This window comes from Gimesia sp. (assembly GCF_048260065.1).
Classification (GTDB): Bacteria; Planctomycetota; Planctomycetia; order Planctomycetales; family Planctomycetaceae; genus Gimesia.
This window is the reverse complement of record NZ_JBLXHC010000001.1, coordinates 661,425-687,376: the sequence shown is the minus strand read 5'-3', so window position 1 is coordinate 687,376 and position 25,952 is coordinate 661,425. Positions and strand designations below refer to the sequence as shown.

Annotated in this window: 15 protein-coding genes; 6 read left to right on the top strand and 9 right to left on the bottom strand. The window is 50.9% G+C overall.

The window, feature by feature from the left end; translation table 11 throughout:
- Nucleotides 1-55 precede the first annotated feature (55 nt).
- On the top strand, nucleotides 56-2,011 hold the full coding sequence (locus tag ACN0YN_RS02400) for a PQQ-dependent sugar dehydrogenase (protein ID WP_417383382.1): 1,956 nt from the start codon (nucleotides 56-58) through the stop codon (nucleotides 2,009-2,011).
- Nucleotides 2,012-2,887: 876 nt separating this feature from the next.
- Complete coding sequence (locus ACN0YN_RS02395; protein WP_417383381.1) at nucleotides 2,888-6,664, top strand: tetratricopeptide repeat protein; 3,777 nt, start codon at nucleotides 2,888-2,890, stop codon at nucleotides 6,662-6,664.
- Between the two features lie 44 nt (nucleotides 6,665-6,708).
- Here ACN0YN_RS02395 and ACN0YN_RS02390 read toward each other — a convergent pair whose 3' ends face one another.
- The 6 genes from ACN0YN_RS02390 to ACN0YN_RS02365 form a co-directional block, all read right to left on the bottom strand.
- On the bottom strand, nucleotides 6,709-7,191 hold the full coding sequence (locus ACN0YN_RS02390) for a hypothetical protein (RefSeq protein WP_417383380.1): 483 nt from the start codon (nucleotides 7,189-7,191) through the stop codon (nucleotides 6,709-6,711).
- An 84-nt stretch (nucleotides 7,192-7,275) separates the two neighbouring features.
- Entirely contained in the window at nucleotides 7,276-7,761 is a 486-nt protein-coding gene (locus tag ACN0YN_RS02385) for a T6SS immunity protein Tdi1 domain-containing protein (protein ID WP_417383379.1), read from the bottom strand.
- Between the two features lie 166 nt (nucleotides 7,762-7,927).
- Nucleotides 7,928-8,953 carry a sialidase family protein gene (locus tag ACN0YN_RS02380; RefSeq protein WP_417383378.1) on the bottom strand — a complete coding sequence of 342 codons (1,026 nt, stop codon included), beginning with the start codon at nucleotides 8,951-8,953 and terminating at the stop codon, nucleotides 7,928-7,930.
- 20 nt (nucleotides 8,954-8,973) lie between these two features.
- Nucleotides 8,974-10,452, bottom strand: coding sequence for a neutral/alkaline non-lysosomal ceramidase N-terminal domain-containing protein (locus ACN0YN_RS02375; RefSeq protein WP_417383377.1), 1,479 nt, complete (start codon nucleotides 10,450-10,452; stop codon nucleotides 8,974-8,976).
- A gap of 60 nt (nucleotides 10,453-10,512) precedes the next feature.
- Nucleotides 10,513-11,388, bottom strand: coding sequence for a hypothetical protein (locus ACN0YN_RS02370; RefSeq protein WP_417383376.1), 876 nt, complete (start codon nucleotides 11,386-11,388; stop codon nucleotides 10,513-10,515).
- Between the two features lie 209 nt (nucleotides 11,389-11,597).
- Nucleotides 11,598-14,312, bottom strand: a complete 2,715-nt coding sequence (locus ACN0YN_RS02365; protein WP_417383375.1) for a sulfatase-like hydrolase/transferase — start codon at nucleotides 14,310-14,312, stop codon at nucleotides 11,598-11,600.
- A gap of 297 nt (nucleotides 14,313-14,609) precedes the next feature.
- On the opposite strand from ACN0YN_RS02365, the gene ACN0YN_RS02360 reads away from it, so the two are divergent.
- The 4 genes from ACN0YN_RS02360 (at nucleotide 14,610) to ACN0YN_RS02345 (ending at nucleotide 21,658) form a co-directional block, all read left to right on the top strand.
- A complete protein-coding gene (locus ACN0YN_RS02360; RefSeq protein ID WP_417383374.1) occupies nucleotides 14,610-16,586 on the top strand; it encodes a sulfatase in 1,977 nt (658 codons plus the stop codon).
- Entirely contained in the window at nucleotides 16,583-17,209 is a 627-nt protein-coding gene (locus ACN0YN_RS02355) for a family 16 glycoside hydrolase (RefSeq protein WP_417383373.1), read from the top strand. The genes ACN0YN_RS02360 and ACN0YN_RS02355 overlap by 4 nt, the downstream gene beginning before the upstream one ends.
- A 301-nt stretch (nucleotides 17,210-17,510) precedes the next feature.
- Nucleotides 17,511-20,141: a DUF1553 domain-containing protein gene (locus ACN0YN_RS02350; protein ID WP_417383372.1), complete on the top strand. Its 2,631-nt coding sequence runs from the start codon at nucleotides 17,511-17,513 to the stop codon at nucleotides 20,139-20,141.
- 35 nt (nucleotides 20,142-20,176) lie between these two features.
- Nucleotides 20,177-21,658, top strand: a complete 1,482-nt coding sequence (locus ACN0YN_RS02345) for a DUF1501 domain-containing protein (protein ID WP_417383371.1) — start codon at nucleotides 20,177-20,179, stop codon at nucleotides 21,656-21,658.
- 28 nt (nucleotides 21,659-21,686) lie between these two features.
- Here ACN0YN_RS02345 and ACN0YN_RS02340 read toward each other — a convergent pair whose 3' ends face one another.
- The 3 genes from ACN0YN_RS02340 to ACN0YN_RS02330 are packed head-to-tail and all read right to left on the bottom strand — an operon-like array spanning nucleotide 21,687 to nucleotide 25,764.
- A complete protein-coding gene (locus tag ACN0YN_RS02340) occupies nucleotides 21,687-22,784 on the bottom strand; it encodes a WD40 repeat domain-containing protein (RefSeq protein ID WP_417383370.1) in 1,098 nt (365 codons plus the stop codon).
- Nucleotides 22,781-24,040 (bottom strand): DUF1501 domain-containing protein, encoded by a 1,260-nt coding sequence (locus ACN0YN_RS02335; protein WP_417383369.1) that lies wholly within the window; start codon nucleotides 24,038-24,040, stop codon nucleotides 22,781-22,783. Before ACN0YN_RS02335 ends, ACN0YN_RS02340 begins: the two co-directional genes overlap by 4 nt.
- 44 nt (nucleotides 24,041-24,084) lie before the next feature.
- Nucleotides 24,085-25,764 (bottom strand): DUF1549 domain-containing protein, encoded by a 1,680-nt coding sequence (locus ACN0YN_RS02330; protein WP_417383368.1) that lies wholly within the window; start codon nucleotides 25,762-25,764, stop codon nucleotides 24,085-24,087.
- Nucleotides 25,765-25,952 lie beyond the last annotated feature (188 nt).

Here is a 25,952-nt window from a genome sequence, read left to right as displayed (position 1 = left end):
CGAAACGACATGAGTCAACCTGCCTCAATCATTTATTCATAAAGGAAGCGCACCTGTGATTCGAAAGAACCAATCCCTTACATTTTATTTGATCCCTGCTTGCCTGACACTGATTCTGTCAGCTGTCGCAGTCTCATATGCAGACTCGGATCCATCCCTTAATAAACTGTCAACAGCTGAGAAAAAGAGTGGCTGGAAACTGCTGTTTGACGGCAAAACCACTGATGGCTGGCGCAACTATAAAAAAGGGGGAGTCAGTGACGGCTGGACGATCAAAGACGGCGTCCTCTCCCGCTCCGAGAAAGGGGCCGGTGATATCATCACCAAAGATAAATTCGGTTACTTCGAACTCTCACTGGAATACCGCATTTCTCCTGAAGGGAACAGCGGCCTGATGTTCCATGTTACCGAAGATGAAAAAACACCCTGGATGACCGGACCGGAAGTTCAGATTCAGGACAACGTGGAGGGACACGATCCCCAGAAAGCTGGCTGGCTGTACCAGCTCTATAAACCAGCCACTCCCAAGTGGATGATTGAAGCTGAAAAAGCAGGCAAGAAAGTCACCCCGGAAGTCGTCGATGCCACACGCCCCGCCGGCGACTGGAATCACCTGTTTCTGCGTGTCGGTCCCGATCGTTCCCAGGTCATCATGAATGGCGTCAAATACTTTCAGTTCGATAAAGGCAGTGCCGACTGGGATAAACGGGTCGCTGCCAGCAAGTTTTCCAAGTACCCCAGTTTTGGAAAACCAACCAAAGGACATATCTGCCTGCAGGACCATAACGATCTGGTCTCTTTCCGCAATATCAAGATCCGCGAAATTCCCGCCGACGGTTCTGTGCAGGATCCCAGCGACGGTGAACTGGCCCTCAAAGGCGTACCCGCATTCCCCAATCTTGAATGGGAGGGCTGGGAACCAGTCAATGAAGAGACAGGTAAAGTCGTCCCCCTGCGTCCCATGGCGATTACGCACGCCAATGACGGCAGCGGACGTATCTTTGTCACCACACAGCGTGGCATGATTCACATCATCGATAAAAAATCACCTGAGAAAACCAGACTCTTTCTGGACATTCGCGACAAAGTGGCTCCCTGGAATAAAAACAACGAAGAAGGACTGTTAGGGCTGACTTTCCATCCCGACTATAAACAGAATGGTCAGTTTTTCGTGTATTATTCTGCTGAGGGCACTCCCCGCAAATCCAAAGTTTCCCGCTTCACCGTTTCGAAAGACGATCCCAACAAAGCCGATCCTCAAAGTGAAACAACAATCATGGAGATTGATCAGCCCTACGGGAATCATAATGGCGGCTGTATTGAATTTGGTCCGGACGGTTACCTGTATATCGGACTCGGAGATGGCGGTTCCGGAAATGACCCGCTGGGCAATGGTCAAAACCTCGAGACATTACTCGGTTCCATTTTACGCATCGACGTCAATAACACCTCTGATGGCAAGAACTATGCGATTCCCGCTGACAACCCGTTTGTGGACCGCGCAAATGCCAAACCCGAAATCTATGCGTACGGACTGAGAAATGTCTGGCGATTGAGCTTCGATCCCAAAACCAAAACGCTCTACGCCGGCGAAGTCGGACAGGACCTCTGGGAAGAAGTCAACATCATTAAAAAAGGCGGCAACTACGGCTGGAGTGTCCGTGAAGGGACACACAACTTCGGTAACCGTCCTGATACCGCGAAAGAAAAACCGATCGATCCCATCTGGGAATACGATCACGGCGTCGGCCGTTCCATCACCGGGGGCATCGTTTATCGCGGTAAACGATTGCCTGAACTGGACGGATTGTATGTTTATGCAGACTTCGTCTCCGGCAAAATCTGGGCACTCGAATACGATGAAAAAACAGGCGAAGTGACTAAGAATCTCCGTCTGGCTGCCAGCACCGTCCCCGTCATGTCCTTTGGAACCGACGAAGACGGCGAACTGTATTACACCGTCCAGACCGTTAAAGGGGGCGAAGGTATCTTCCGCTTTGAGAAGAAGTAAACGATTATATCAGGCAATCTTTGAAAAGAGCCAGATCTCATATACCATGGAGATCTGGCTTTTTCTTTTTTAGACTTCCTGGAGGCATCCCATGGAAACGAAAGAATTATTTTATAAACTGGGTGCCACATTTGGATCCTGGGAATGATGTTTATTGTGCTGGGCCTGGTATCGTTCCTGATAGATGCGCTCGAGTCATAATGACTTGTTTCCCGATATTGGCAACGGTACTCAATCTGCAATCGGAGCATTCAAATGCCAATGGGAGTTAAATTTCTGTTCACAGCAGCGGCCGTTATATTCGGCATCTTGATTTATTTTATCGATCCCCACGCAAACAATGCCGGTCCCGACTGGCTCTGGAGTGGCGGCAAAAAGGACCCCTTCCGAAATCTGATCTGTTGTGAGGATGGCACTCTCCGAAAACACACAAAGCTTGGCACCTATCTCTGGATCGAACTCTGTTTATTTATTTTGTGGTTAGGTTTCTGATCTCCGGCAAGAGTGAATTACATTGATCCACAGTGGCTCTCCATTGATGATCTTCGGTCCAAAGTAACCTGGAGACAAGACAGAGAACGGGATGCAGCCTGACAAAGACTGCAAGGCCAGAAATTCCAACATATCGCTGACGCATCCCCCATTCCTCTTGTATTTTCCTGAATTTTTCTGGACTGTTCATTTTTCTACGATATGATAAATCCTTAGTAGACAGTCGAGCACTCGTCTTGCCCTGCCATCTTAACTGAGGAACTGGAACGCACCTCTTTCCAGTATCGCATCTCTCATTCAAGTAGACTCGGTTCCCATGGCCAGCGAGCAGCTAAAGAAAACCTGGAGACAGGTTAAGCACTCATTTCTTTTGGAGTTTGCACGATGGTGGACACAGATCAGAATCCTGAATCAACGGAACCAGCTTCCCAACAGGTAGAGACAGTCGTTAAAAAGAAACGATCCCCCATTGAAAGAACGATCGTCTGGGGTCTGATTTCTGTAGCCTTGATAGTAGTACTTCTCGAAGCAAATGCCCGGTACGGATATTCAAATACTCTGGAAAGCCTGCAGAGTCGTCTCAGTCAGGCTGATAAAAACAAAGAGCAAGAACTAAATCTCAGTGAAGCAAAAGGTCTGGTAAAAGGTTTTCCGTATGGCGACGAGCGTCTGACGAATAATGGAAAACAGTTACAATATCGCTGGTTCAGTGTGTTTCGCACATTCGCGATTCAACTTTCAACCGGAGTCGATGATGTCGTTCTCTCCCTCGAAACTGATGTAGAACCTTTCAGCGAAAAACAAACAGATCCCGTAGTACAAAAGCCGTTCGTCCAGAGGCAGGTTCTTCCCGAAAAAGGACTCAGCCAGGAGTATGAAAACATCCCCGTCCTGGCAGACAGTCAGTTCGACTCACACGCTTTCGGATTGAATGGAAATCTCGCAGAAGAAATAATTCGACAGGCAGTCTACATCAGTGGCAGAGATGAACTGCAGCTGGTCACGCGCGACGCCTCGTTACGTGGCGAAGTTCGCTTGATTGAAAATCCGGATACTTTTCCCGTTAAGCTAAGAAGCCGCATCGCTTATAGCGGCAAAGTAGACATCGAACTGGAACGTCCCTTCAAAGAAAAACCAACCGTCTTCTGGGAATCGGAGACGATTGAACTCACACGTGAAACCCCGCTGGAATCTCTGGTTGAAAAAATGGAAGCCCTGTCCCGTACCGGTTTCGTGGATTTCATGAAGGCAGCCAATTACACAGGAAAAGCACCAGAGTGGAAAGCAAAATCCACGATCCCAGAAAAGACGCTGCAGCAATTAAACGAATGGAATTTCATCTCGCAATATACAGTCATTCAAGACATGCACGCTGCGATCAGGGAGGACGGTGAAACTCCCGAGCGACTCTCGGTTCTGATTCGGGCCTATGCCAATCTCGGAAGTCTCACCGAAATCTACTGGAGCACGGTGCATAAAGTCTTCAAGGCTCGTGCACTCTTATATGCTGAGCGTTTGAATTTTCGAACCAACGCTTCCGCCTGGGCGCTGGCCCATCGCGCTTATGCCCGCGCATTTACGGGGCTGCACAAGACGGCATTAACTGACATCGAAGCGATCCGCTCAGCTGACAACACGAGTAACGCAAATCAGCAGTCTCCACCGGAATGGACCGATTTGATCGAAGCCTATTGCGCTTATCAGCCGGAAGTTCTGGAGTCAGCTGTAAAAATGGATGAGTCGAAACCACTGGCTCTCTACCTGCGCATGCTGCAGGCAGACCCGAAGGGCGATGAAAAACAGATGCTGGCTCATACGGAGGAACTTCTGAAGCGAGACCCCCAATGTTGCCGGGCAATGGATCGACTCTGCGAAGTCAATGCTCTGGGTATCCAGAGAATGGTCACGGAAGAACGTCTGGATCAACTCTGGCAACCATTGTATCAGAATCTGCAGAATGCAAATCTCTCACATCCAGACAAGGTGATTGTCCAAAGCATGATGTCGAGTTCAGGTAGTTTACTCGGTGAAGAACAGGCTCGAATCAAAATCATTGCTACACTCAAGACTTCCCCCTCCACTGACTTTGAACCATCTAAAACTACATTGGGGCAATTACTGCAGGAGGTCACATTTCTCCATGTTCATCGCAAACTGCAAGTATACGCGGGCAGTCTGGCAATGAATGCAGATGAAATGATTAAGCGGTATCTACCCCTGGTCCAGGGACACCCTTACGAGTCTTATATCGCGGCATACACTTCGGATCAGCTGGAAGCCAGAGCAGCATATAAAAAACTACTGGATTCCTACAATCCGCGCGAACTGGAAATCATCTCAACTCCACTGGTTGCCAACTGCTATTATAAATTTAATCCGGAATCCTATAACAGGTTATGTTATGAACTCGATAAAAACATCGATTACATCTACCACGATCTGCAGCTGCAGGTACTCTGGTTGACCAGTTTAAACACGCCGAACGACGACAAACGTCTCGACTCTGCCGCCAGAACCCTGCTGAGAGTCAGCCCCCATATGCCTGAAACGGTGGCACTGAACCTCAAAGTCAATAAAGAATACGCAAAAGAACATGCAGCCGAACTGCAGGAAAAATACGATAAAAATGCGCTCGTCTTAACCGCTTTGGCTAATTATTATTACGCTGAAAAAAATGACACAAAAACAGAAGAAATTCTGAAACGGCGCATTGAGCTTGCGCCTGACTCTAAATCCTATACTTTCCTGGCCAATCTCTATTACGATCGTGGCGAAACTGAGAAATGGAAACCAACCATTGAAAAAGCTCTCGCCCTTCCCTCTTACGGGCTGGAAATACCACGTATTCACTATCAGCTGGCAAATTACCATATGCAGAAAGGAGAATGGGAAGAAGCGAAACCACATGCAGTCCAGGCTGCCGCTTCCTATTCTGCCTGGGGCCTGTCCTGCGCAGCGATCTGCTATGAGGGACTGGGTGACCTTGAGCAGTCTGAGGCTTTTGTGAAAGCCTGTTCCCGGCGATATGAGTCCAGTGTCACAGACTGGTACTTCTGGTGTGTTCGCAATAATACCGGTGATCTCGAATCTGCACGTCGTCTTGCCGAGCAGCATCTTCTGGCAAATACGGAGAACAGTAATCTCACACAAAGAATGCAACTTGGTGTTTATCAAATCATACAGGGATCAAATTCGCAGGCATTTGATACTTTTTTATCTGCATTCAAAAAATTCAACAATTCGTACTGTGGGCTGCATGCAGCTTTACTCGCTGACGACCTGGAACGGTATGACCAGCGCGATGAAATACTCAGTCAGGTCGCAGAACAGTTTAGCAACTACTTCGGAGAAGCCGATCTCGCGAACAACTTCCAGCGAATCCTGAAGAACCCGGATTCAGTGAGCTGGAATCCCATTCTGTTCCAGTCTGAAGTGGCGCAGTTAACGAAAGGCAATCCCACAAACTTTTATTACTTCGTCGGAAAATTCCTGGAACAGCGAAAGAAAGCAGGGCTGTCAGAATATTATCTGCGTCTGGCTGCGACATCTCCCATGACGGTGAAATATAACTGCGCTCTGGCAGCGCACCATCTCACTTCACAAAACAAACAGACAGGCACACGTACCAAAACTGAATTCGATGCCCCATACAGTCCGGCAATTGAACTGGTCCATCAGGCAATGAAACAGAAGGAGGGAGAGAAACCGGACGAAGCGATCAAGTCGCTTGATGAAGCATTGAAGTTAAAACCAGATCTCGTGATTGCATTAATTAATAAAGCCCTGATCCACGAATCACAGCGAAATTATCCGGCCGCCATCGCAGACTATAAAAAAGCGATTGAAATGGACCCCGATTACTGGCTGCCGTTTAACAATCTGGCTTTTTTACTGGCTGGTTGTGAACAGGATGAAATTCGAGATGGCGCACAGGCCCTCGAATATGCACAACAGTCTTTTGACCTGCTCCCGACAAAATATTGGGTCAGCTATGCTGCATTAGCAGCTTCCTATGCCGAAACGGGACAGTTTGAAAAAGCAGCGGATATGCAGCGTGAGGCTTCAAAACGCGCCCCGGAATCGCAAAATGTCGAAGCCAATCGCAGATTGAGCCTTTTCAGAGCAGGCACCCCCTATCGACGAACGCCTGAGAAGGATTAACAGCCGCCCGTCAGTCAGATTTGATACGAGTCGTTTTCAGCGACTTACTCTTCCGGAGGATCGTTCCGGGGATCCAGGGGTCCGCCGTACCAGATATTGACGCCCCCAATTCCGGCTGCCGTAAACAGCAGCAGCAGATAACCGAGGTAATGGGCCGGGAATCCGTCGATCAGCCAGCCTCGAAAGCCAGCGACGATAAACGAGACTGAGACAATAAACGTAAAGAACAGCGCAAACCTTCGATATCGAATACGTTTGCGTCTGTTTTTCTCAGGCTCCGTTTCTCGTTCAATCGCTTCTTCGACTGCCGCCGTGACTTCCGATTTCTGCTGATACCAGAGCAGCCCCAGTACAATTGGGTAAGCCACCATACAAAATAATAACGCCAGCCCCGTATCTTCAGGCCCTTCACCGGCGAGCAGCGCATACGAAAACAGTACGATGCCACCACCAAACAACAGATGCGCCTCAATGGCAGGCCATGATCTCAGAAACCGACCAAACGTCTGTGGGTCCATCTCCTTCATGTCTACTCACCTCGTACCAGAGACCTCTAAACACGAATTAAACTGGCAGTTCGCATCCCTCTGAGCAACCCGTTGGAGCTCCCTCTATTCAGGGTCCTCAAACTCCACGTTCGAAATCACGGTTCCATCGGGAAGATCTTTCACCTGCTCATGAATCTGTCCCTGAATACTGATGTAGTCACTGACATCAGATGCCTCATAATTATCCAGTTCGTCATTTCCCCCCAGAACCAGCGGCTGCTGATGGCAATAGACCTGACTGGCTTCCAGTACGATTCCCGCATTCCGCAGTTCCACCACCCGCGCAGGAAAGAAGTAATCGGTCACAAACTCAGCATCGGAAAGCGACTCTTCAAAAGCAGCTCTGTCCTCGGCAACCATTCTGATATGTCCCTCAATGACATCCACAAAATAGATGGCCCCCGTGTTCCCCTCCGCAAAAACATCACCGAGGGCCGTCAACAGTACGGGAGACATTGGTTCCGGCATCGCCCAGCTCCAGTCCTGAAGTAATGCATCAATATCAACACCCTCAGGATTGATTGTCAGATCGTTTAATGTAATTTCCATTGTCTTCCTCAGAGCGCGAGTGCTAGTAATAGAACAATTCCTGAAAGCAGAATAGTCATGTTATCGGGTCACGTTAACAGGATATTTTTGAGAGTGCAAATTACTTTTTTCGTTTCCTGCCGATTCAACTCATCAATTTGACCCAACATGATATCTGATTGACATTTCAGAAAGGGACATCCAGACGTTTTACTGGCACTTTGAGAAAATGAACCCCATACCGGTTCATGAATACCGTGCCCACCGATTTCTCATCGATCTGAATTGTCCGCGCTGAATAATAGCGGGCCGCTACAGGCGTGTCCGGTAACAGCACAACAGTTCGACTCGCGTCCCACGTCCGACCGTCATCGGTCGACAGATTGTAACTGAGTCCCACATTCTTCTGTCCCCTGCCCCACGTGACCAGCACGCGTCCGTCTGAGAGCGTCGTCAGATAACGCCCTTCCGCATTGTCCCGCTGATCCGGAATCGCCGGAAAGCCTTTCAACAGTGACCAGTTCTGACCGGAATTAGTCGAACGCAGCAAAACCGGTCCCATTGCCAGCAGTGATCCGTTGGCCGTTCGTACAATCTGCTGGAACTCATGTTGAACTCCGTCTGGTCCTGCCAGCGGAAATTCTTCGAGCGTACCAGTCTCCGGATCATACAATCGTGGTATTCCTGTCCGCAGCGGTAACAGCCAGCGTCCCCCCTTCCAGGGCAGCACATTATGCCGCACCGCTCCCAGATGTCTGCCGTCGACGGGACCAATCAGACGCTGTTCACTCCAGCTGCGCCCCTGATCGCTACTGACAGAATAGAGCAAAGCCCGTTCATAATAGCCGTCTTTAACCTTATCGTCGGCAATATAATTCCATGTAACCAGAATGCGTCCGTCCGGTAATGTATCAACAGTCCCCGGGTAGACTTCATACTTTTTTACTTCGCGAATAACCGCAGGTCGTTTTGCTGAGGTTGCGATTGCCGTTGGTGTAGACCAGATCTCTCCCTGATCGTCCGACCGTGAACACATCAGGACATTCGCCCCTTTATAAACGACAATTAACGTGCCCTCCTGAGCCCGGCAGATTGAAGGATGAATGTGCCCCTGGATACGCTCCGCCAGAATCGACACCGGCTTGTCTGCTGCAGCGTGTACCTGCTGTATGAAAAGGAACAAGATCGGCAAAATCAACCGGAACGAAACCATGGCAGCAGCCCTTTCTAAATTTAATCGGCTTTGTTCTTAGTCGCTGCTTCCCGCAACAGTTTCACTGCTGCTTCCACCAGCATTTCGCCACTGCCTGGCTGCACATTCGAGTTTGTGACTTCGTAACTGCCCCCCGCGTAAGCTGCCCGGTGGGGAATGTAAATCGTTTCGACCGTATTGGACAACTCAACGATCATTGTGGTTTTGAACGGGGAAGCCTGCTTGATCGCCAGCCCCAGTTCAACAAATACCTCGCCGGGCAGACAGACGATGGCAACCTCGTCGCCGATCGTCATCACCGTCACATCGACAGGCAACGTCTCACCGGCACCAGCCAGCGATCGGCTCAATCCCCAGGTAATATGTTCAATCGTGTTGGCATGTGGCTTTTTGTGGCGAATCTGGTCGAGAATCATTTTTTTGTAAGCTGTCACATGATCAAAGAAATCGACCTTCCCCCCTTTGTGAGCAATCTCAAGAATTTTAATCGAACGTGTCACTTCTTCGGGAGAGGCTTCCTGCAGAGGCAGTTGTACAACCTGGGAGCCGACCGATAAGTTTGTATTTTTAAGCGGGGTCAGTTTCTCAAATTGCTCCGTGATCGATGTTCCCAGTGACTTCCCGATAAAATCGACTTTATTTCGGACAGGCGACGCCGGGTTCGCATGATTGATATCGCCACAGCAGCCGGTCCCGAAAATCGAGATCACATCCGGACCAAGTGTTTCACGCAGACTCTGTTCAATGAAGTAGGGATAGTCCGCGCTCCACTTCATACCGCCTACGGTATCCAGATGTAATGCGAAGTTACTAAGCACTCCTCGATTTTTCCCACTCTCGGGATCGCGGATTGCCAGCAGACCGATTTCCGTATCAATAGGGCCTGCGGCACGAATCACTTCCGGATTTTTCAGTGACTGCCAGGTTTTTACACTCCCGTCACGCATGACAAAACGACGATTGAACGAGACCGGAGTCTGCTGAATCGCACTCCCTGTTGCCAGTTCAGCCGGTTTGGCATTTTCATTAGCTGCTTCAATCGCTGCGACCGGCCCGTTGATCAGTTTTTCAATGTAATCTTTGCGAAGTTTCTCCTGGGATTCCTTACCCAGATAGAGATACAGTTCCTTCATATAGTCAGGAGCCGTGTGTGAATGCGTGGCGGCTATGACAATGTTCTCTGTAGGAATCCCTGTTTTTTCAGACGCGATCCGTCGCACTTCTTTCGACAGATCTGTCGCGATTCCAATGATATCACAGACCACGAGGGCTGCGGATGTTTCTCCATCGCGGAAGACAATCGCTTTGGCTTTGAGCGGATCAATCATCCCTTCCGCCAGTCGCTCATGGTAATAACCGGCCATCGGAAAACCGACAGGGGGCGTAATATCAACTTCAGCAACCCCCACCTGTATTGCGGTACTCGAACCTGCTGCGTGAACGTGGAATCCGGACAACAGAATACTAAACAAAACTAAAATTCGAACCAGGGACAGCATCGGAAGGTCACCTCTGAAAAAGCAGGTTTTGATTATGAAAAGGGGAGAGTCGAGAGCGCCTTAATCATCACGCAGCGTTTTGAACTGCTGGTAACTCTTCCAGGTAATGCGCTGCAGGTCGGCGCGATCTTTAGCAGAGAACGTTGTGGTTATCGGATTACCGTCCCGGTCTTTCGTCCGATCTTTATTGTCAAAGAAGCGGATGTCGGTAATCGAATCCACGGGCAGGCCTTCGGGACTTCGATCAAACAACGCCGCATACAGACAACAGGCGGTCAGATAAGCCATCGTCTGATTCAAATGGGCATCGTTGATAAATCGTAGTGTCAGATCAGGACGTTCTGTCTGACAATGAAACCCTGCCAGTGACATCGGCGCGGCACTCGCATCGATTTGTTTCGCCAGTGCTGCAATGGTTTTTGCTTTTTTCATCACAGCAGCAGATTCAGGGGCTTTCTGTAAAGCCTTCGCGTTCTGTGTATTCGGGGTCGTTTCATAAAGAATCACACGCGCCCCCTGTTTTTTTGCCAGATCTGCAAAGCGGGGTGCATACTGAGCGTATAGCGAATCTGCTCCGTTCAGATCATCGCGGTAGGACTGCAGAACCACGACATCCCATTTGGGGTGCTCCTCATCCAGTTCTTTGAGCAACTGCTGATGTCGTTTCAACGCGGCAGCCGCATAACGGTTCTTGGGATCTTTCGCATCTTTCTCGAGGCTGGCTATCGTCTGCTTTTCTTCTTCAGCCGTCAGCTCATGCAGCTTGACAACGTTTTGAGATCCCAGATTCCAGTGATCCACCAGGCGACGCCCCCCATAGATCACCGTAGTGGGATTGAAAGTCAGATTCGGATTACCCGCTTCTGCCATCTTCTTGACGACCTGCGCCAGATTATGCCGTGCCGTATAACTGTTTCCAATAAAAAGAACGTTCAACGTTTCTTTTTGATCCGACTCAGCAGCTGACGCGTCCGAATTTGCAGGGAGAGAGAAAAAACTGAGACACAGTAATAAAGTAAGCATCCACGTTTTGATTTTCATGATTTGATCTCAATACCGGTGCGCCAAGAATAAGGAGAAAAACGTTCTCCTTATTATGAACAGACTTCCGTACCGAGTCAAAGGACTCTTACCTGATCGTCGATTCAATTCTTTTTCGCAGAGGGTTCCCACGCCGGATCGCCGGCATCCGCGGGAAGTTCCCTGTTCCAGTCAATGATCGCCTGTTTCAATCGCGCGACAATCTCAGGATAATCGTCTGCCCTGTTCTGCGTTTCAGAGACATCAGCTGTCAGATCATACAGCTGTTTTCCGTTGCCGTCGTAATTCATGTAAAATTTCCATTTCCCGTCGCGGACTGCCAGATCGGGATTCGGTTCCTGTTTCGTCCCCGGTCGATCTGGAGGACGTCGCCAGAAGATGGGAGCCTTACGACCCGCTTCACTTTTCCCCAGAAGTGTCTCCGCCAGATCTTCACCATCTAGCGTGACGCCGGATGGCAGTTCCGCTCCTGTCACTGTGTACAGGGAACGATTCACATCGAGCGCACAGAGAACAGAGGTCCGGTTCGTCGTCCCGGCTGCAGCAGGATTTAACAGCCCCGGTCCCCAGACTATCAGTGGAGAACGGACGCCCCCTTCATAGAGCCAGGTTTTCGCTCCCCGCAACGGTTTGGCCAGGCCGGCCCCTTCTTCCGGTCCGTTATCTGACGCTATCAGGATCAGGGTATTGTTCTTCAGTCGCGTATCGTTACGTACACGATCAAACAGCAGTCCCAACTGCTGATCCATGGCATCCAGCACGGTATAATATAAGGCCCTTTTACTCTCATCCGTGGCATCGCGGAGAACTTCAGGCGGAAAGAACGGAGAATGCACATCGTCAGGCCAGAGGTTCAGAAAGAAAGGCTGACCGGTTGCCTCGGCATGATCGATGAACGTCAATGCCTCTTTTACAAAAGCAGCCGTGACGATCGAACGGTCTTCCCAGAAGATCGGTCCTTTCCCAAGATCGGCAGACCCCAGGTCATGCTTCTGCGGAGGTTTGCCGTTGTAGGCATCTTTTAAAGGGAGCACCCGCGGTCCGAGTCCTTCAAAATTGGTCAGGCTGCGATCAAAGCCGTATTTTGTAATCAAGGGTGCATTCCCGACGTCACGCTGCCCTCCCATATGCCATTTCCCAAAATGCCCCGTCGCATAACCGGCCTCATTTAACTGTCTCGCCAGCACCGGCGCTGCTGGATCCAGCCACTGTGCCAGTCCCCGTTCCCGGTTGGCTTTGCGACGCGCCAGATAAGAAGTAATTTTCCAGCGCTGAGGATACTGCCCCGTCGTCAAAGCGACACGCGATGGTGAGCAGATCGGCGAGTTCACATAGAAGTTCGTAAATCGGAGACCTTCATTCGCCAGACGGTCGATATTTTCCGTCTGCGTCACCTTGCCTCCATAACAGGAGAGATCACTCCAGCCCATATCATCAATGAACACGGTTATGATATTGGGGCGCTCACTGTCAGCGATGCGCCGTGGTGTTCCAAAGGCAGTCTGCGGATCGCTGGTTTCCCCCATCCATTGATTCACTTCTTTGCGCAACTGCGCGAGACGCTCGACTTGAGCAGGATCATCAACCAGATTGTGTTGCTCATAAGGATCGTCGGTCACCTGGTAGAGTTCTTCGCGGGGTCGAAAGAGATAGCGGCGAACTTTCTGCCGGGCATCCTCATCAGAAACCGCTTTCTCAAGCCAGCTGCTCCAGTAACCACTGTCAGCCGTTGAACTCGTCACATGGCTGGTAAACAGAAATTCGGGATGCAGGTTACGAATATACTTCCAGCCCTCATAAGTCCGGGCGGCACGAATCGGATAGACATTAAAATTCCCGTCCCCCGAATGAGTGGTAAAGATCACATCACGATGCGATGTTCTCTTGCCTTTTAATACCGGTAGAATCGAACGACCATCTATCTTCTCAGGCACCGCACCTCCCGCCACATCCACCAGTGTCGGCAGGATATCAATCCAGGAGACCATCGCCTGCGAGTGCACGCCTTTCTCTATCTGTCCCGGCCAGCTGACAATCAGTGGTGTGCGGATTCCATCGTCATACAGATTCCACTTCCCGAACGGCCATTGTGCACCATGATCGCTCGTATGCAGAAAGAACAGGTCTGCTCCCAGTTTTTCACGAGCCACATCATAGACCTCTCCCAATTCGGTATCCATTTTTTTGATGGCTGCCAGATACTTCGCGCGCCACGCTCGGGAAACAGGAGTCGAGACGTGGTGCGGAGGCACTTTGACATTCTCCGGTTTAAAATCCCCTGTCTCCGTGGGCCAGGGCACGTGAGGCCAGTTGGTTCCCACAAACAGACACAAAGGCTGTTCGCTGTCCCGCGCTTTCAGCCATTCGATGGCTTGGGGAATCGCGATGTCCTCGTGATAATTAAAATGCCGTGCAATGTCGAAGCCGTATTCTTTCGTCTGCCGATAGTGACCGACTTTCCCGAACGAGACGACTTCATATCCCAATTCCTGTAGATAAGCAGGCAGCTTCTTGAGATCAGCCTGCGGCCGGGAGTGATTGGCTTCTGCACCATTCCGGGCAGGATAAAGTCCGGTCAGCAAGGCAGCCCTGCTGGGCGCACAACTGGGGGATGCGACGAACGCGTTATCGAAAGTCATGCCTTCCGCCGCCAGACGCGACATATTGGGCGTGTTGATCTCGGTCGATCCATAAACCGACGAGTCACGCCAGGTGTGATCATCCGAAAGAAAGATCACCATATCAGGCTTTGACGCACCACCATTAACCAGTGTCGTCAACAGTTGTAGAAACAGGAGCACTTTGAATGTCATTTGCATGGAATCATTCCCGGGCAGCCAATCGTTGTGACTTCACATGTATGAAAAAGTCAGAAATCAATGATTCAGGTGGTGTCTCGATCTTATTGTAACACTGGCGCTGTGGACTTTACATCAGCTCGATCAATAATCTGAATCCCGCCCACGCCATTTATTAATCTCGGTAATTAAATCGAATCAGATTCCTGTTTGCGACTCGACTGTAGTTTCCACTGATCCTTGATGATAGAATTTGTCCCTGACAGATTCTTCTTTTCAGCTGACAACAATGCAGCGCTCACGATTCAGAGGGAAATAATGAGATCATTCCTGATTGTTCTATTTTGTATGACTGCAGTCTGTTCTGCTGAAACGTCAGCGGCTGACAGAGCCCCCAATGTCATCCTGTTCCTTGTCGATGACATGGGCTGGATGGACAGTGAACCCTATGGTTCCCGATATTACGAAACACCAAACATGTCGCGACTCGCAAAACAATCAATGCGATTTACGAATGCCTATGCGACCCCTCTCTGCTCTCCCACACGGGCGTCAATCCTCACCGGTCAATACACGTCCCGGCATGGCATCACCAGCGCGACGGGACATCTTCCGCCGCAACCGGAGGATTTCGAATTCCTGCCGAAAACAGCGTCTCCCAATCAGAAGCTGCGGATGCCCGTCAGTAAAAACTATCTCGATCCCGATCAATACACGCTAGCGGAAGCATTACGTGACGCCGGCTATCGTACTGGTCACTTTGGTAAATGGCACCTGGGTCTGACGACTCCTCATCGTCCCGACAAACAGGGTTTCGAAACGGTCTGGCACTGCGCCCCTGATCCCGGCCCGCCGAATTATTTTTCGCCGTATGGTGTTTCCCCAACCGGTAAACCGACTGCAAAAAACCGGGTAGGAAACATTACCGATGGACCTGACGGCGAACATATTACGGATCGCCTCACGAGCGAAGCAATTCAGTTTATGGAAGCACATCAGAGTGAGCCGTTTTTCCTGAATATCTGGCATTATTCAGTACACGGCCCCTGGATGCACAAAGAAGAGTACACAGCCGAATTCGCCAAAAAGCAGGATCCGCGCGACGAGCAACGCAATCCCGTGATGGCGTCCATGTTGCGCAACGTTGATGAAAGCCTGGGACGTATTCTGAATAAACTGGATGAACTGAAACTGGCAGAAAACACCCTGTTCATTTTTTATTCTGATAATGGCGGCAATGCCCACAGCTGGAGCACCGATGACCCCAAACTACAGAGGATTAACGAGAAACATCCCCTGTATCAAACCATCAAGAGTTATCGCAAATGGGCAGGCGGAGAACCGCCGACGAACAACGCACCGCTGCGGGAAGGGAAAGGGCGTATCTATGAAGGCGGACAGCGCGTGCCCCTCATGGTCCGCTGGCCCGGGCACATTCAAGCTGGCTCCACTTCGGATGCGATCGTCGGCCCGATTGATCTCTACCCGACCATTCTCGATGCACTCAAACTCAGTCGCCCGGCCAATCAGATTATTGACGGGGAATCATTTCTGACAGTTCTGGAACAGAAAGGGGGACTGGAACGGACTGCCTACTTCACCTGGTTCCCTCATCTGATTCCCGCCGTCTCCGTGCGTCAGGGAGACTGGAAACTTATCCGTCGCTTCGAACCACATCGTCTCTATCCGGAAGTGCGCGAGCTCTATAATCTGAAAGCGGACATTTCAGAAAGCAATAATCTCGCCAGTCAACAACCGGAGAAAGTCCGCGAGCTCGACGCCTTGATTGACGACTTTGTCAAAGAGACCGGCGCCCTCTATCCCCAACCCAATCCCGCCTATAAACCACGACCAGCCAACATTACCAATAACGGGCGAGAACCAGAGCGGGGTCTGGTTCCGAAGTTCTCTAAAATCAGCCTGATAGAGGGTGCCCTGCGCATGGAAGCCGATGGCCGCACCCCGTTTCTCGGCACAGGACAGGTCAAACAGACAGGACCGCTTACACTGACCATGCGTTTGCGAAGTGCGAAAGGGGGAGCGGGTAACATCACCTGGAAAACGGCCGAACAGACCGAATTCCCGAAACAGGGACAGACAGTAAAATTCGATCTCCCCGCAAAAGACGACTGGCAGGAAGTCAAACTCAATTTACCCGTCACCGGTAAGACCGGCATCGTCAGGCTCTATCTACCAGTCGAGTCCGGCCCACTTGATATTCAATCCATTCAATTCCAGACAGAAAAGACAAAGAAGAATGTTCGTGTCTGGGACTTCAGCGGAGTCAAACCATGATTCGATCACAACTAAATTCATTAACACTGCTCTGCCTGTTTTGCCTGAGCTTTTCTCTGCAAAACACAGCAGTCTCCGCTGCAGAAACAAAACTGGAGGAAACGTTTCAAACGCCGCTTTCTAAAGACTGGTTCTGGGGGCTGGGCACCTGGACCTCAAAAGATGGCGTCCTTCGCGGTTATGAATCGGGTCCCCGTCGACATGGCCCGGTCAAATTACGTCGCTTTGAGCTCGGCGATGGTGTCGTGACCTACGAGTTTCGTCTCGAACGGGGTGCAGATGCGGCCGGGATCATCTTCAACGGTTCGCAGGAACGAGGGCACCTCGTCCATGTCTTGGTGACCCGCAAAGAAATCCGCATTCTGGCTCATCCTGAGAAAGGAAAATCGATCGATCTCCTGAGAGAGAAGATCACGCTTCCCGCACAGGAATGGCATCCAGTGAAAATCGTATTTCAGGGACCAGAGGTCAAAGTGGACTTCAACGGAAAAAGCTGGTCCGCCCAACATCCCGCCATCGAAGAAACCAAACAGAATTTTGGCTTCGGAGGAAATTCCGGAGGCCCCACCGGGGAAAAAGCGGGAGCCATCGAGTTCAGAAACCTGAAAATACAGGCACAATGAGATAACCTGAGTCTGCCTCAACCGGGAGCAGCTTTCCCTCAGATACCATACAGACAGATACCATATTTATCAGGGGTTAACCTCTTCAATCCTCGATTCTTCTGGCATTCTCGTATAATTATGTTACAATAAATAAAGTATCTTTTTGAATTACCAGATAACGTTTTACAGAGGGTACTGTTTCCTGCCTAAATTCTCACCGGATGCGTGGAACTAACACTCACGACATCCAAGTTTGACAATCCTGATTCCACCAGCGTTCATTCATTTTGCGATCGCGCAGAACATAATTGGTCATACTATGAACGGATTTCAGAAACTTGCTTTTATCTGCCTGCTGCTTGCCGGTATTTTGTTACCAGATTCCGCCTGGGCGAACCCGGCCAACCGTCAGGCCTTCCTCCGTTACTTCGGAAAATACCTGCCTGCGAATTTGAATTCCTGCAGTGTCTGTCATATCGGTGCCCATGCTGAAGGTGCCGAATCGCTCGAAGACTTCCCTCACAATCCATTCGGAAACCAGTTGCGACTGGAAGCCGACAAGCTTCTCAAAGCGGACCAGGAACCCGAAATTGACCTGCGATTAAAACTACTGGCAGACGCAGACGCGGATAACGACGGCTTTTCAAATCTGCAGGAAATTCTGTTCGGCACTGCCCCCGGCGACAAAACAAAATTCCCGGATGCGAAAGCAGCTGCAAAAATCAAACAGTTGACCGCGGACTTTACGGAATACAAAAATCGCTACGCCTGGAAACCTTTCAAACCGGTGCAACGCCCAGAAGTCCCGCTGATCAAAGATGCCGACTGGGCTCGCAACCCCATCGATCATTTCATCGCCGCTGGACACGAGCAGGAAGGTTTGCACCGCGCGAAAGAAGCCAGTCCGGAAATTCTGTTGCGGCGTGTTTATCTCGACCTCATCGGACTCAATCCGACCCCCGCTGAAATCGAAAGCTTTCTCAAAGAACAAAAAACAAATCCACAGGCATACGAAGAAGTGGTCACGCGTCTGTTGAATCACCCCGCTTATGGAGAGCGCTGGGGACGACACTGGATGGATGTCTGGCGCTACAGTGACTGGGCCGGATACAAAGATGCCTTACGCGTCAGTCAGCGCCATATCTGGCACTGGCGGGACTGGATCATTGAATCCCTGAATGCCGACAAGGGCTACGATCAGATGCTGGTCGAAATGCTGGCCGCCGATGAATTAAAGCCCGACGACTGGGACACCCTCCGTGCCACCGGTTATCTGGCTCGAAACTACCACGCCGAACGCGATCAATGGATGGATGATGTCGTTAAGCATACGTCGCAGGCCTTTCTGGGTATCACCGTCGGTTGCGCAAAATGCCACGACCACATGTACGATCAGATTCAGCAACGCGAATACTACGAAATGCGGGCTATTTTTGAAACGTATCATGTGCGCACCGACCGTGTGGAAGGTGTGCTGGATACAGCCAAGAACGGCATCCCCCGTGCTTATGATAAATCACTGACTGCAAAAACCTGGTTATTTGAAGCGGGGGACGAACGCCGTCCTCTCAAAGAAGAAACTATTCCTCCTGGAGTGCCGACTTTCCTGGGTGGAGAATACAAAGTCACCCCTGTTTCGCTGCCTATGGTTGCCAGTCAGCCCGCTCGTCGTGAGTCGGTCAAAGAAGACCTGCTGACCCACGCCAGAAAAATGATGGAACAGGCCAAACAGGAAGAACAGCGTCAGGCTGCGGAAAGTGAACTGGCGGTGCTGGAAGCACAGTTTGCCATCGAAGAACTGGAAGCCACCAGTGACAAGAAATCAGATGAATGGAAAAACGCCGCTCAAAATCTGGTCAAACTGCAGAGACAGTCAGCCCTCGAAAATGCCAGATGGAATCTGACATCCGCAGAACAGGAACAACAGGGCGCACAACAGGCTCTCGAAAAAGCGGAAGCCAAAAAGAATAAGGCTCTGATCTCGAAAGCAAAACAGAGTCTTAAAAAAGCCGAGCAGCAGCAGAAAGCAGCGGAAACAGCTCTCAAAAAAGCAGAGACTGATTCCAAAGCTAAACTGACTACCAAATACACGCCGCGCAAACAGCCCGTCTATCCACAAACCAGTTCAGGCCGCCGCCTGGCATTTGCCCGCTGGCTGACCGACGCCGGTAATCCGTTGACGGCTCGTGTTGCCATGAACCATATCTGGCTGCGTCACTTTGGTCAGCCGATTGTTCCCACTGTCAATGAATTCGGCGGCAACGGCCGCGGACCGACTCATCCTGCTCTACTCGACTGGCTGGCTGCAGAACTGGTGAAACAGGATTGGAGCATGAAAGAAATGCACCGCCTGATTGTAACCAGTTCCACCTATCGGATGGCCGGTACCGCTTCTGAGGAAAACAGCAAACTCGATCCCGATAACAGGTATTACTGGAAAAAGTCAGCCATGCGGATGGAAGGGGAAATCGTCCGCGACAATCTGCTGTTCATCCCCGGTCGTCTCGATCCACAAATGGGGGGCCCTGATATTGATAACACCCAAGCCCAGGACTCCATTCGTAAAAGCATCTACCTCAGGCACGCCCATGAAAAGCTGGTTGAGTTCGTGCAGATCTTCGACGGTCCCAGTGTCTCTGAATGCTATATGCGCGACATGAGCGTTCAGCCTCACCAGGCTCTCGCGATGGCAAACAGCAAACTGACGTTTCAGGCGACAGAAGCGTTGACCGAAAAACTTCTCAAACAGACCTCAGGTAATGTCGACGACTTCATCCAGCAGGCGTTCCTCAGCATTCTGTCCCGTTCTCCAGACGCTTCCGAACAGAAAATGTGCCGGGAATTCCTGACGCATTCAAAGGAAGCCAGCCAGGTTAAGCCGTCTGAAGATCAGTTCCAGCTGCTGGTCACCGTACTGTTCAACCATAATGATTTCGTCACGATCCGCTAACGACTGACGTTGACCGATAACAGAAAGACATTGAAATGTCACAGTTACCACATACAAATCGTCGCCGATTTCTAACCGACACCGGTATGGGAATGACCGGTATGGCCATGACTTCGCTCCTGTTTCAACAGGGAGAGCTGCAGGCTTCCGCTCCCGGCGAAGGCCGTCATCTGGCCCCCCGTGCCAAATCGGTGATCTGGATCTTTCTGATCGGCGGACTCAGCCACCTGGAAAGTTTCGATCCCAAGCCGGCTCTCAACAAGTACGCCGGAAAATCGATCGAAGAAACTCCGTTTGCGGACACCGTTCTCAATAAAGACAAAATCAATGAAGTGCTGCTCGATCCTTCCAAGCAGAAACGCAAGATCTACAAATCACTGATGCCACTGCAGACCGGCTTCAAACACTACGGTGAAAGTGGACTGGAAATCAGCGACTGGTTCCCCCACATGGGCTCCTGTGCCGATGACCTGACGCTAGTTCGTTCCATGTGGACCATCGATAACAATCACGGTGCCCAGCTCACCTATCACACCGGTCGTAAAATTACCGAAGGCGCATTCCCAACCGTCGGTTCCTGGATCAGCTATGGTCTGGGAACAGCCAATCAGAACCTGCCTCATTATGTCGTTCTGGGAAATCCAAGTGCCGACTGCTGCGGTGCCGCCTGGACGCACGGATCGTCTTACCTTGGTCCCGAACACGCCGGGGTTCGTTTGAAAGTTGATCCCAAAGCGCCGCTCTCCTTCGTCCGCTCTGCCGACGATTCTCTAACTCCTTCAGAGCAACAGGAAATGTTCGGACTGCTTGGTAAACTCAATCGCCAGACCGGCATTCAGTATCCCGATGACAAAAACCTGCAGGCGCGAATCAAATCCTACGAACTGGCGTTCCAGATGCAGTCGGCTGTTCCGGAAGTGATGAACTTCCAGGAAGAAACCCAATACGTTCAAAACCTGTACGGCCTGGGTGACGACACGACGAAAGATTTCGGTCAAAAATGTCTGGCAGCCCGCCGACTGAGCGAACAGGGAGTCCGTTTCATTCAACTGTTCCACGGCTATCGCGGGAACGCCGGTGCCTGGGATTCGCATCGCGACATCAAACGCCTGCATTCCCGGCTCGCGAAAGAAGTCGACCAGCCCATCGCCGGTCTCATCAAAGACCTGAAACTGCGAGGCCTGCTGGATGAAACCATGGTCGTCATCGGTTCTGAGTTCGGTCGCACACCTGGAGCCGAATACCGCGAAAGTAATAAGACGGTTGCCGGTTCAGGCCGCGATCACCACCCGCATGGTTTCAGTATTGCCATGGCAGGTGGCGGCATTAAAGGGGGCCACGTCCACGGTACGACGGACGAACTTGGTTTCCATGCCGTCGAAAACCGACACTATGTGACGGACCTGCATGCAACCGTCCTGCATCAGATGGGACTGGATACCACCCGTCTGAATTATCCCGGCCGACAACGCCTCGAACGGGATTACGGGGAAGTCATCCACGATATCATCAGCTAAGAATATTCGTGGAGTCAACCGAAGCAGATTAAGCCTGCTTCGGTTTCTTTTCTTCGGTCATCCGATAAACGCGAACAGCACCGTGTGAATGCGCCACAATCAGATGTTTCGCATCATGCAGGAGATCGAGTCCACGGGCCGCCGTCGTCAGCTTCATCGTATGGAAAAACTCATTTTCCCCGGGTTTTCTGAACCAGAGTTCCCCTTTTCCACTCCGGTTGGCACCGGCACCAATCAGGAAACCTTCGGGATGATATCGTACGCCCCAGGCAATTCCTTCAAAAGTCTTGTCTGGTTTCAGCCTGGTGACCTCTTTACCGGATTTCCAGTCAAACAGCACGATGATCGGGTCTTGAATGCCCGCGAAGGAATTCACCACGTTGGTAATCCCGGCTGTCGCCAGTTCACTTCCGTCAGGACTGAACTGCAGATCTCGTGCGCCCCCCATGTCGGCAGCGAACTTTTTATCGTAACCGGTCATCACGCTCGCATCGAGACTGCGAACCTGTTTCCCGGTCTCCAGATCCCAGATATTGATCACTCCCATCAGATCCTGGGAGACCAGTTGCGTGCCTTCCGGATGAAAATCAACCGCATAGACGTGTCGTTCATGACCGGCAAAACTCTGCAGCAGCTTTCCTGTTTTCAGATCCCAGACTTTGACCAGCAGATCATTTCCGCATGTCGCAAGTTTAGTATGGTCGGGCGAGACGCGAACCCAACGTGCCGAGCCCTTGTGAGCTGCGATCGTCATTTTGGTTTTCGGTTCGGCTTCTCTTAAGTCCCAGACTTTGATATCCCCACCCCAACAGGCGGAGTACAACGTATTCCCGTCAGCCGAGAAATCGAATGATCGGACCCAACTCGTATGCCCGGTTAAAGTCCGCTTCTCTTGTGTCTGATAATCCCAGACATGAATATCCAGGTCTTCAGCACCGGCAACGATAAACCGACCTGTGGGATCAACCCGACAGGAAGTCAGCGGGACCGTATGCTTGAGTTCAGCTACCATGTGTGTTTTGACTGGATTGACAGCGTCATAGTCGATAGCGGGTTTCTGCGCTTCGACTGGTCCATCCAGAATCGGCTTGCGGGCTGCGATGGCTTCACTACTGTTGACACTCATGCTAACAACTCCTTGATGGGCGCTGTGGCGGGATCGCCAATGGGAACAGAACGACCTGCAATCTCGTGATCTTTCGTCGAATCAATTCCCAGAGCCTGCAGGTAAGTATGGAACAGATGCCCTGCATCCACTTCGCGTTCAGCAACTGCTGTCCCTTTGTCGTTGGTCTTTCCGATGATGGCGCCGGGTTGAATTCCACACCCCCCCAAAGCAATCGACCAGGCAGTGCCCCAGTGATCGCGTCCATAACGCACATTGATTTTGGGTGTGCGTCCAAATTCGGAATAGACCATCACCAGCGTACTTTCCAGCATACCCCGTTCATACAGATCGTCCAGCAGCATCGAGAACGTTTTGTCGAACTCGCCCAACTGCTCCAGGTGGAAATTAAAATTCTCCGCATGAGAATCGTATCCGTGATGCGTGACTTTCACACAAGTCGCGTTGTTTTCGAGCAGTGTCCGTGCTAACAGACAGTTTCGACCGAAATCATGCTTTCCATAACGTTCCAGGTCTTTGTCTGCCGGCGCCTTCTCAAAGAAGGTCTTGCGTGCCATCAGTTTTTCTGCCTGCTGGAAGGAAGCATCAAATGTTTCAGTCATCGCCTTGCCGCGACCAGCCTGAAACTGCTGATTGAACTGCTGCCGCAACTCCATACGTCGTGTTGCTGCAGATTGCGCCAGTCCTTTCGGTAAAGACAGATTTTTCGGGGGATTGACCCCCTCAAATTTTAACTGGGCATGTCGCGCTCCCAAAAATGCCGAGGTACTGTCGGATAATCCACGGGTTGAAATATGAATGTATCCAGGCAATTCTGCTTTCTCAGGGGCCAGATATTTGGAAGCGATAGCACCTACATAAGGATACTCGCCCGCCCGTCTCCCTTTTTCCATAAACAGGCGACCTTGACTATGATCGTTGGTCTTCAGATTGATACTGCGAACAATCGAAAGATGATGCATCCGCTGCGCCGTATAAGGCAGCAGTTCAGAAATGTGCATGCCTGGCACCGAAGTCGGAATCGCCCGGAAGGGACCTCCAAATTCGGTCCCCGGTTTGGGATCCCAGGATTCCAGCTGGCTGACGCCCCCCTGCAGATACACCTGCAGAATCCGTTTATGCTGCCCGTCAACATTTTTTGCAACCACGGGTGAGCCGGATATGCTGAGTGCCAGCGCACCACCTGCAGCCCCCGCCAGAAACTGACGCCGCGCTACCTGGTGATCAAGCTGATGGCAGCCTTGATTTCGTTGCATCGTTGGTCTTTCTGTTTATCGAGGTAGTAAAGCTATTTAAGAGATCAATGATTGAACCGGAATTCGTCAGATGCCAATGCCGCCCAGACCAGTTCGGGAATCCCTTTATGGGGTTCCTGCTGACTCGCTTTTAGAAACGCAACGACCTGTGCAGTTTCGGACTCCGTGGGAAAGCGGGAGAAGACTGCCAGATATAATTCCTCAGCGACTTCTTTTTCCGATTCCAGTTTTTTCAACCGTGCAGTCAGATTGTCCCCTCCGGGAACCAGCCAGGACTGAATTAACGGTCCGTTTAAAAGAAATAAAGCCTGATTGGCGGAAGCATCAAACCGGGAGGATTGCGCCCCCACTGTACCAAACGTGACGGTAAAGGAATCGACGTTTCTCCACAGGGCATCATGGAGTGCTTCTTCCTGCCAGCGTGCTTCGGCAGTGACCTTGGGTCCCTTTTTCGGGTCGGCTTTAATTTGCTTTGCTTTCAGGCTATCCAGTGTTCTCTCTGTCACTCCCGTCGCCTGCATCATAGACCAGGCCAGTTGTTCTGGAGACAATGGTTTCAACAGACCAACACGATAATCCGGCACATCTGCCGATTTCACATCTGCTTTTCTATGACTGCTTCGCTGATACGTTTTCGTCAGCGCCAACTCACGAATCAGATACTGCAGATCATAATCATTCTCCTGCAATCCGGCCGTCATCAGTTTAAGAACTTCGGGATGCGTGGGGGGATTATCGGAATGCCACATATCGAGCGGCTCTACCAGACCACGCCCCATCATCAGTGCCCACAGACGATTGACGATATTATTCTGGAAGGCCTGGTTTTCAGTACTGGTAATCGCATCCGCCAGCTGCAGCCGCCGGCTGTAAACTGGGATCGAACGCACGTTCTTGGCCGGTTTGACCTTGTAGGGTTCATCTGGAATTTCAGGATCAGGGATCTCGGGCAGATCCAGCACGCGCGGAGCCGTTTTACCTTCTTCCATGGTGAAGACAGAGGTGAATGCAACCTGTCCTTCGGCTTTTTCACCGATCGACGTTTTTTTGGTTTTTGGATCTCTGAACAGATAGCTGCGACTTAAAAATGCATTCAACCCATGGTAGTGGCGCTGCAGATAATCATTGACATTGGGATGGTCATGACACTGGGCACACTGTAAGTCACGCCCCAGAAATAGTCGTCCCAGATCGCGTGTGACCTGCTCGGCTTTCAATTCCCGATCCAGCAGGAATTTGGCAGCCGGTCGGGTTTTCTCATCCGTGCCATCGACAGTCAGCATTTCCTGAACCAGATCATCCCAGTGCCGGTTGTCCAGAAATGCCTGACGCAGATAATTCCGCCAGTCCTTTGCAGGGACATGTTTATCGGGATGACGTTCCATCAGCATCGTATCGAACACATACTGCATCCGCCGGGCGTATTCCGGTGATGCCAGCAGGCGATCGATTTCCTGAACGCGTTTGTCAGCAGATGAATCAGCGACGAATGCGCGAACTTTCTCTGCGGATGGAATTGTTCCGGTCAGGTCGAGTGTGATCCGCCGTAGAAACGTGGCATCATCTGCTGGTGTGGCAACCTGTTTTTCGTACTGCGGATTACCGAAACTCAGAGCGGCATCAATCTGCTCATGAAGAGTCGATTCTGCACAGACCGGTACCGCAAAAACAGCGATTAAGATCGCAGAATACGTGAGCCGCTGTGGGTTGGAACGTAAGCTCATAAGATCACGCTATTCAGGCAGGAGGTAATATGAGGGACCGGCCAACAACATGCATCAACCGGCCTTCATATGTTACTTTAACCTTGTTGCGAAATCAATCTTTTTCTGCGTAACCCGGCATTTTTCAGGAAGTTCGAGCATTCCAGCGACTTCATCAGAAATCGGCGAATTCCTTAAAAAACACCCAA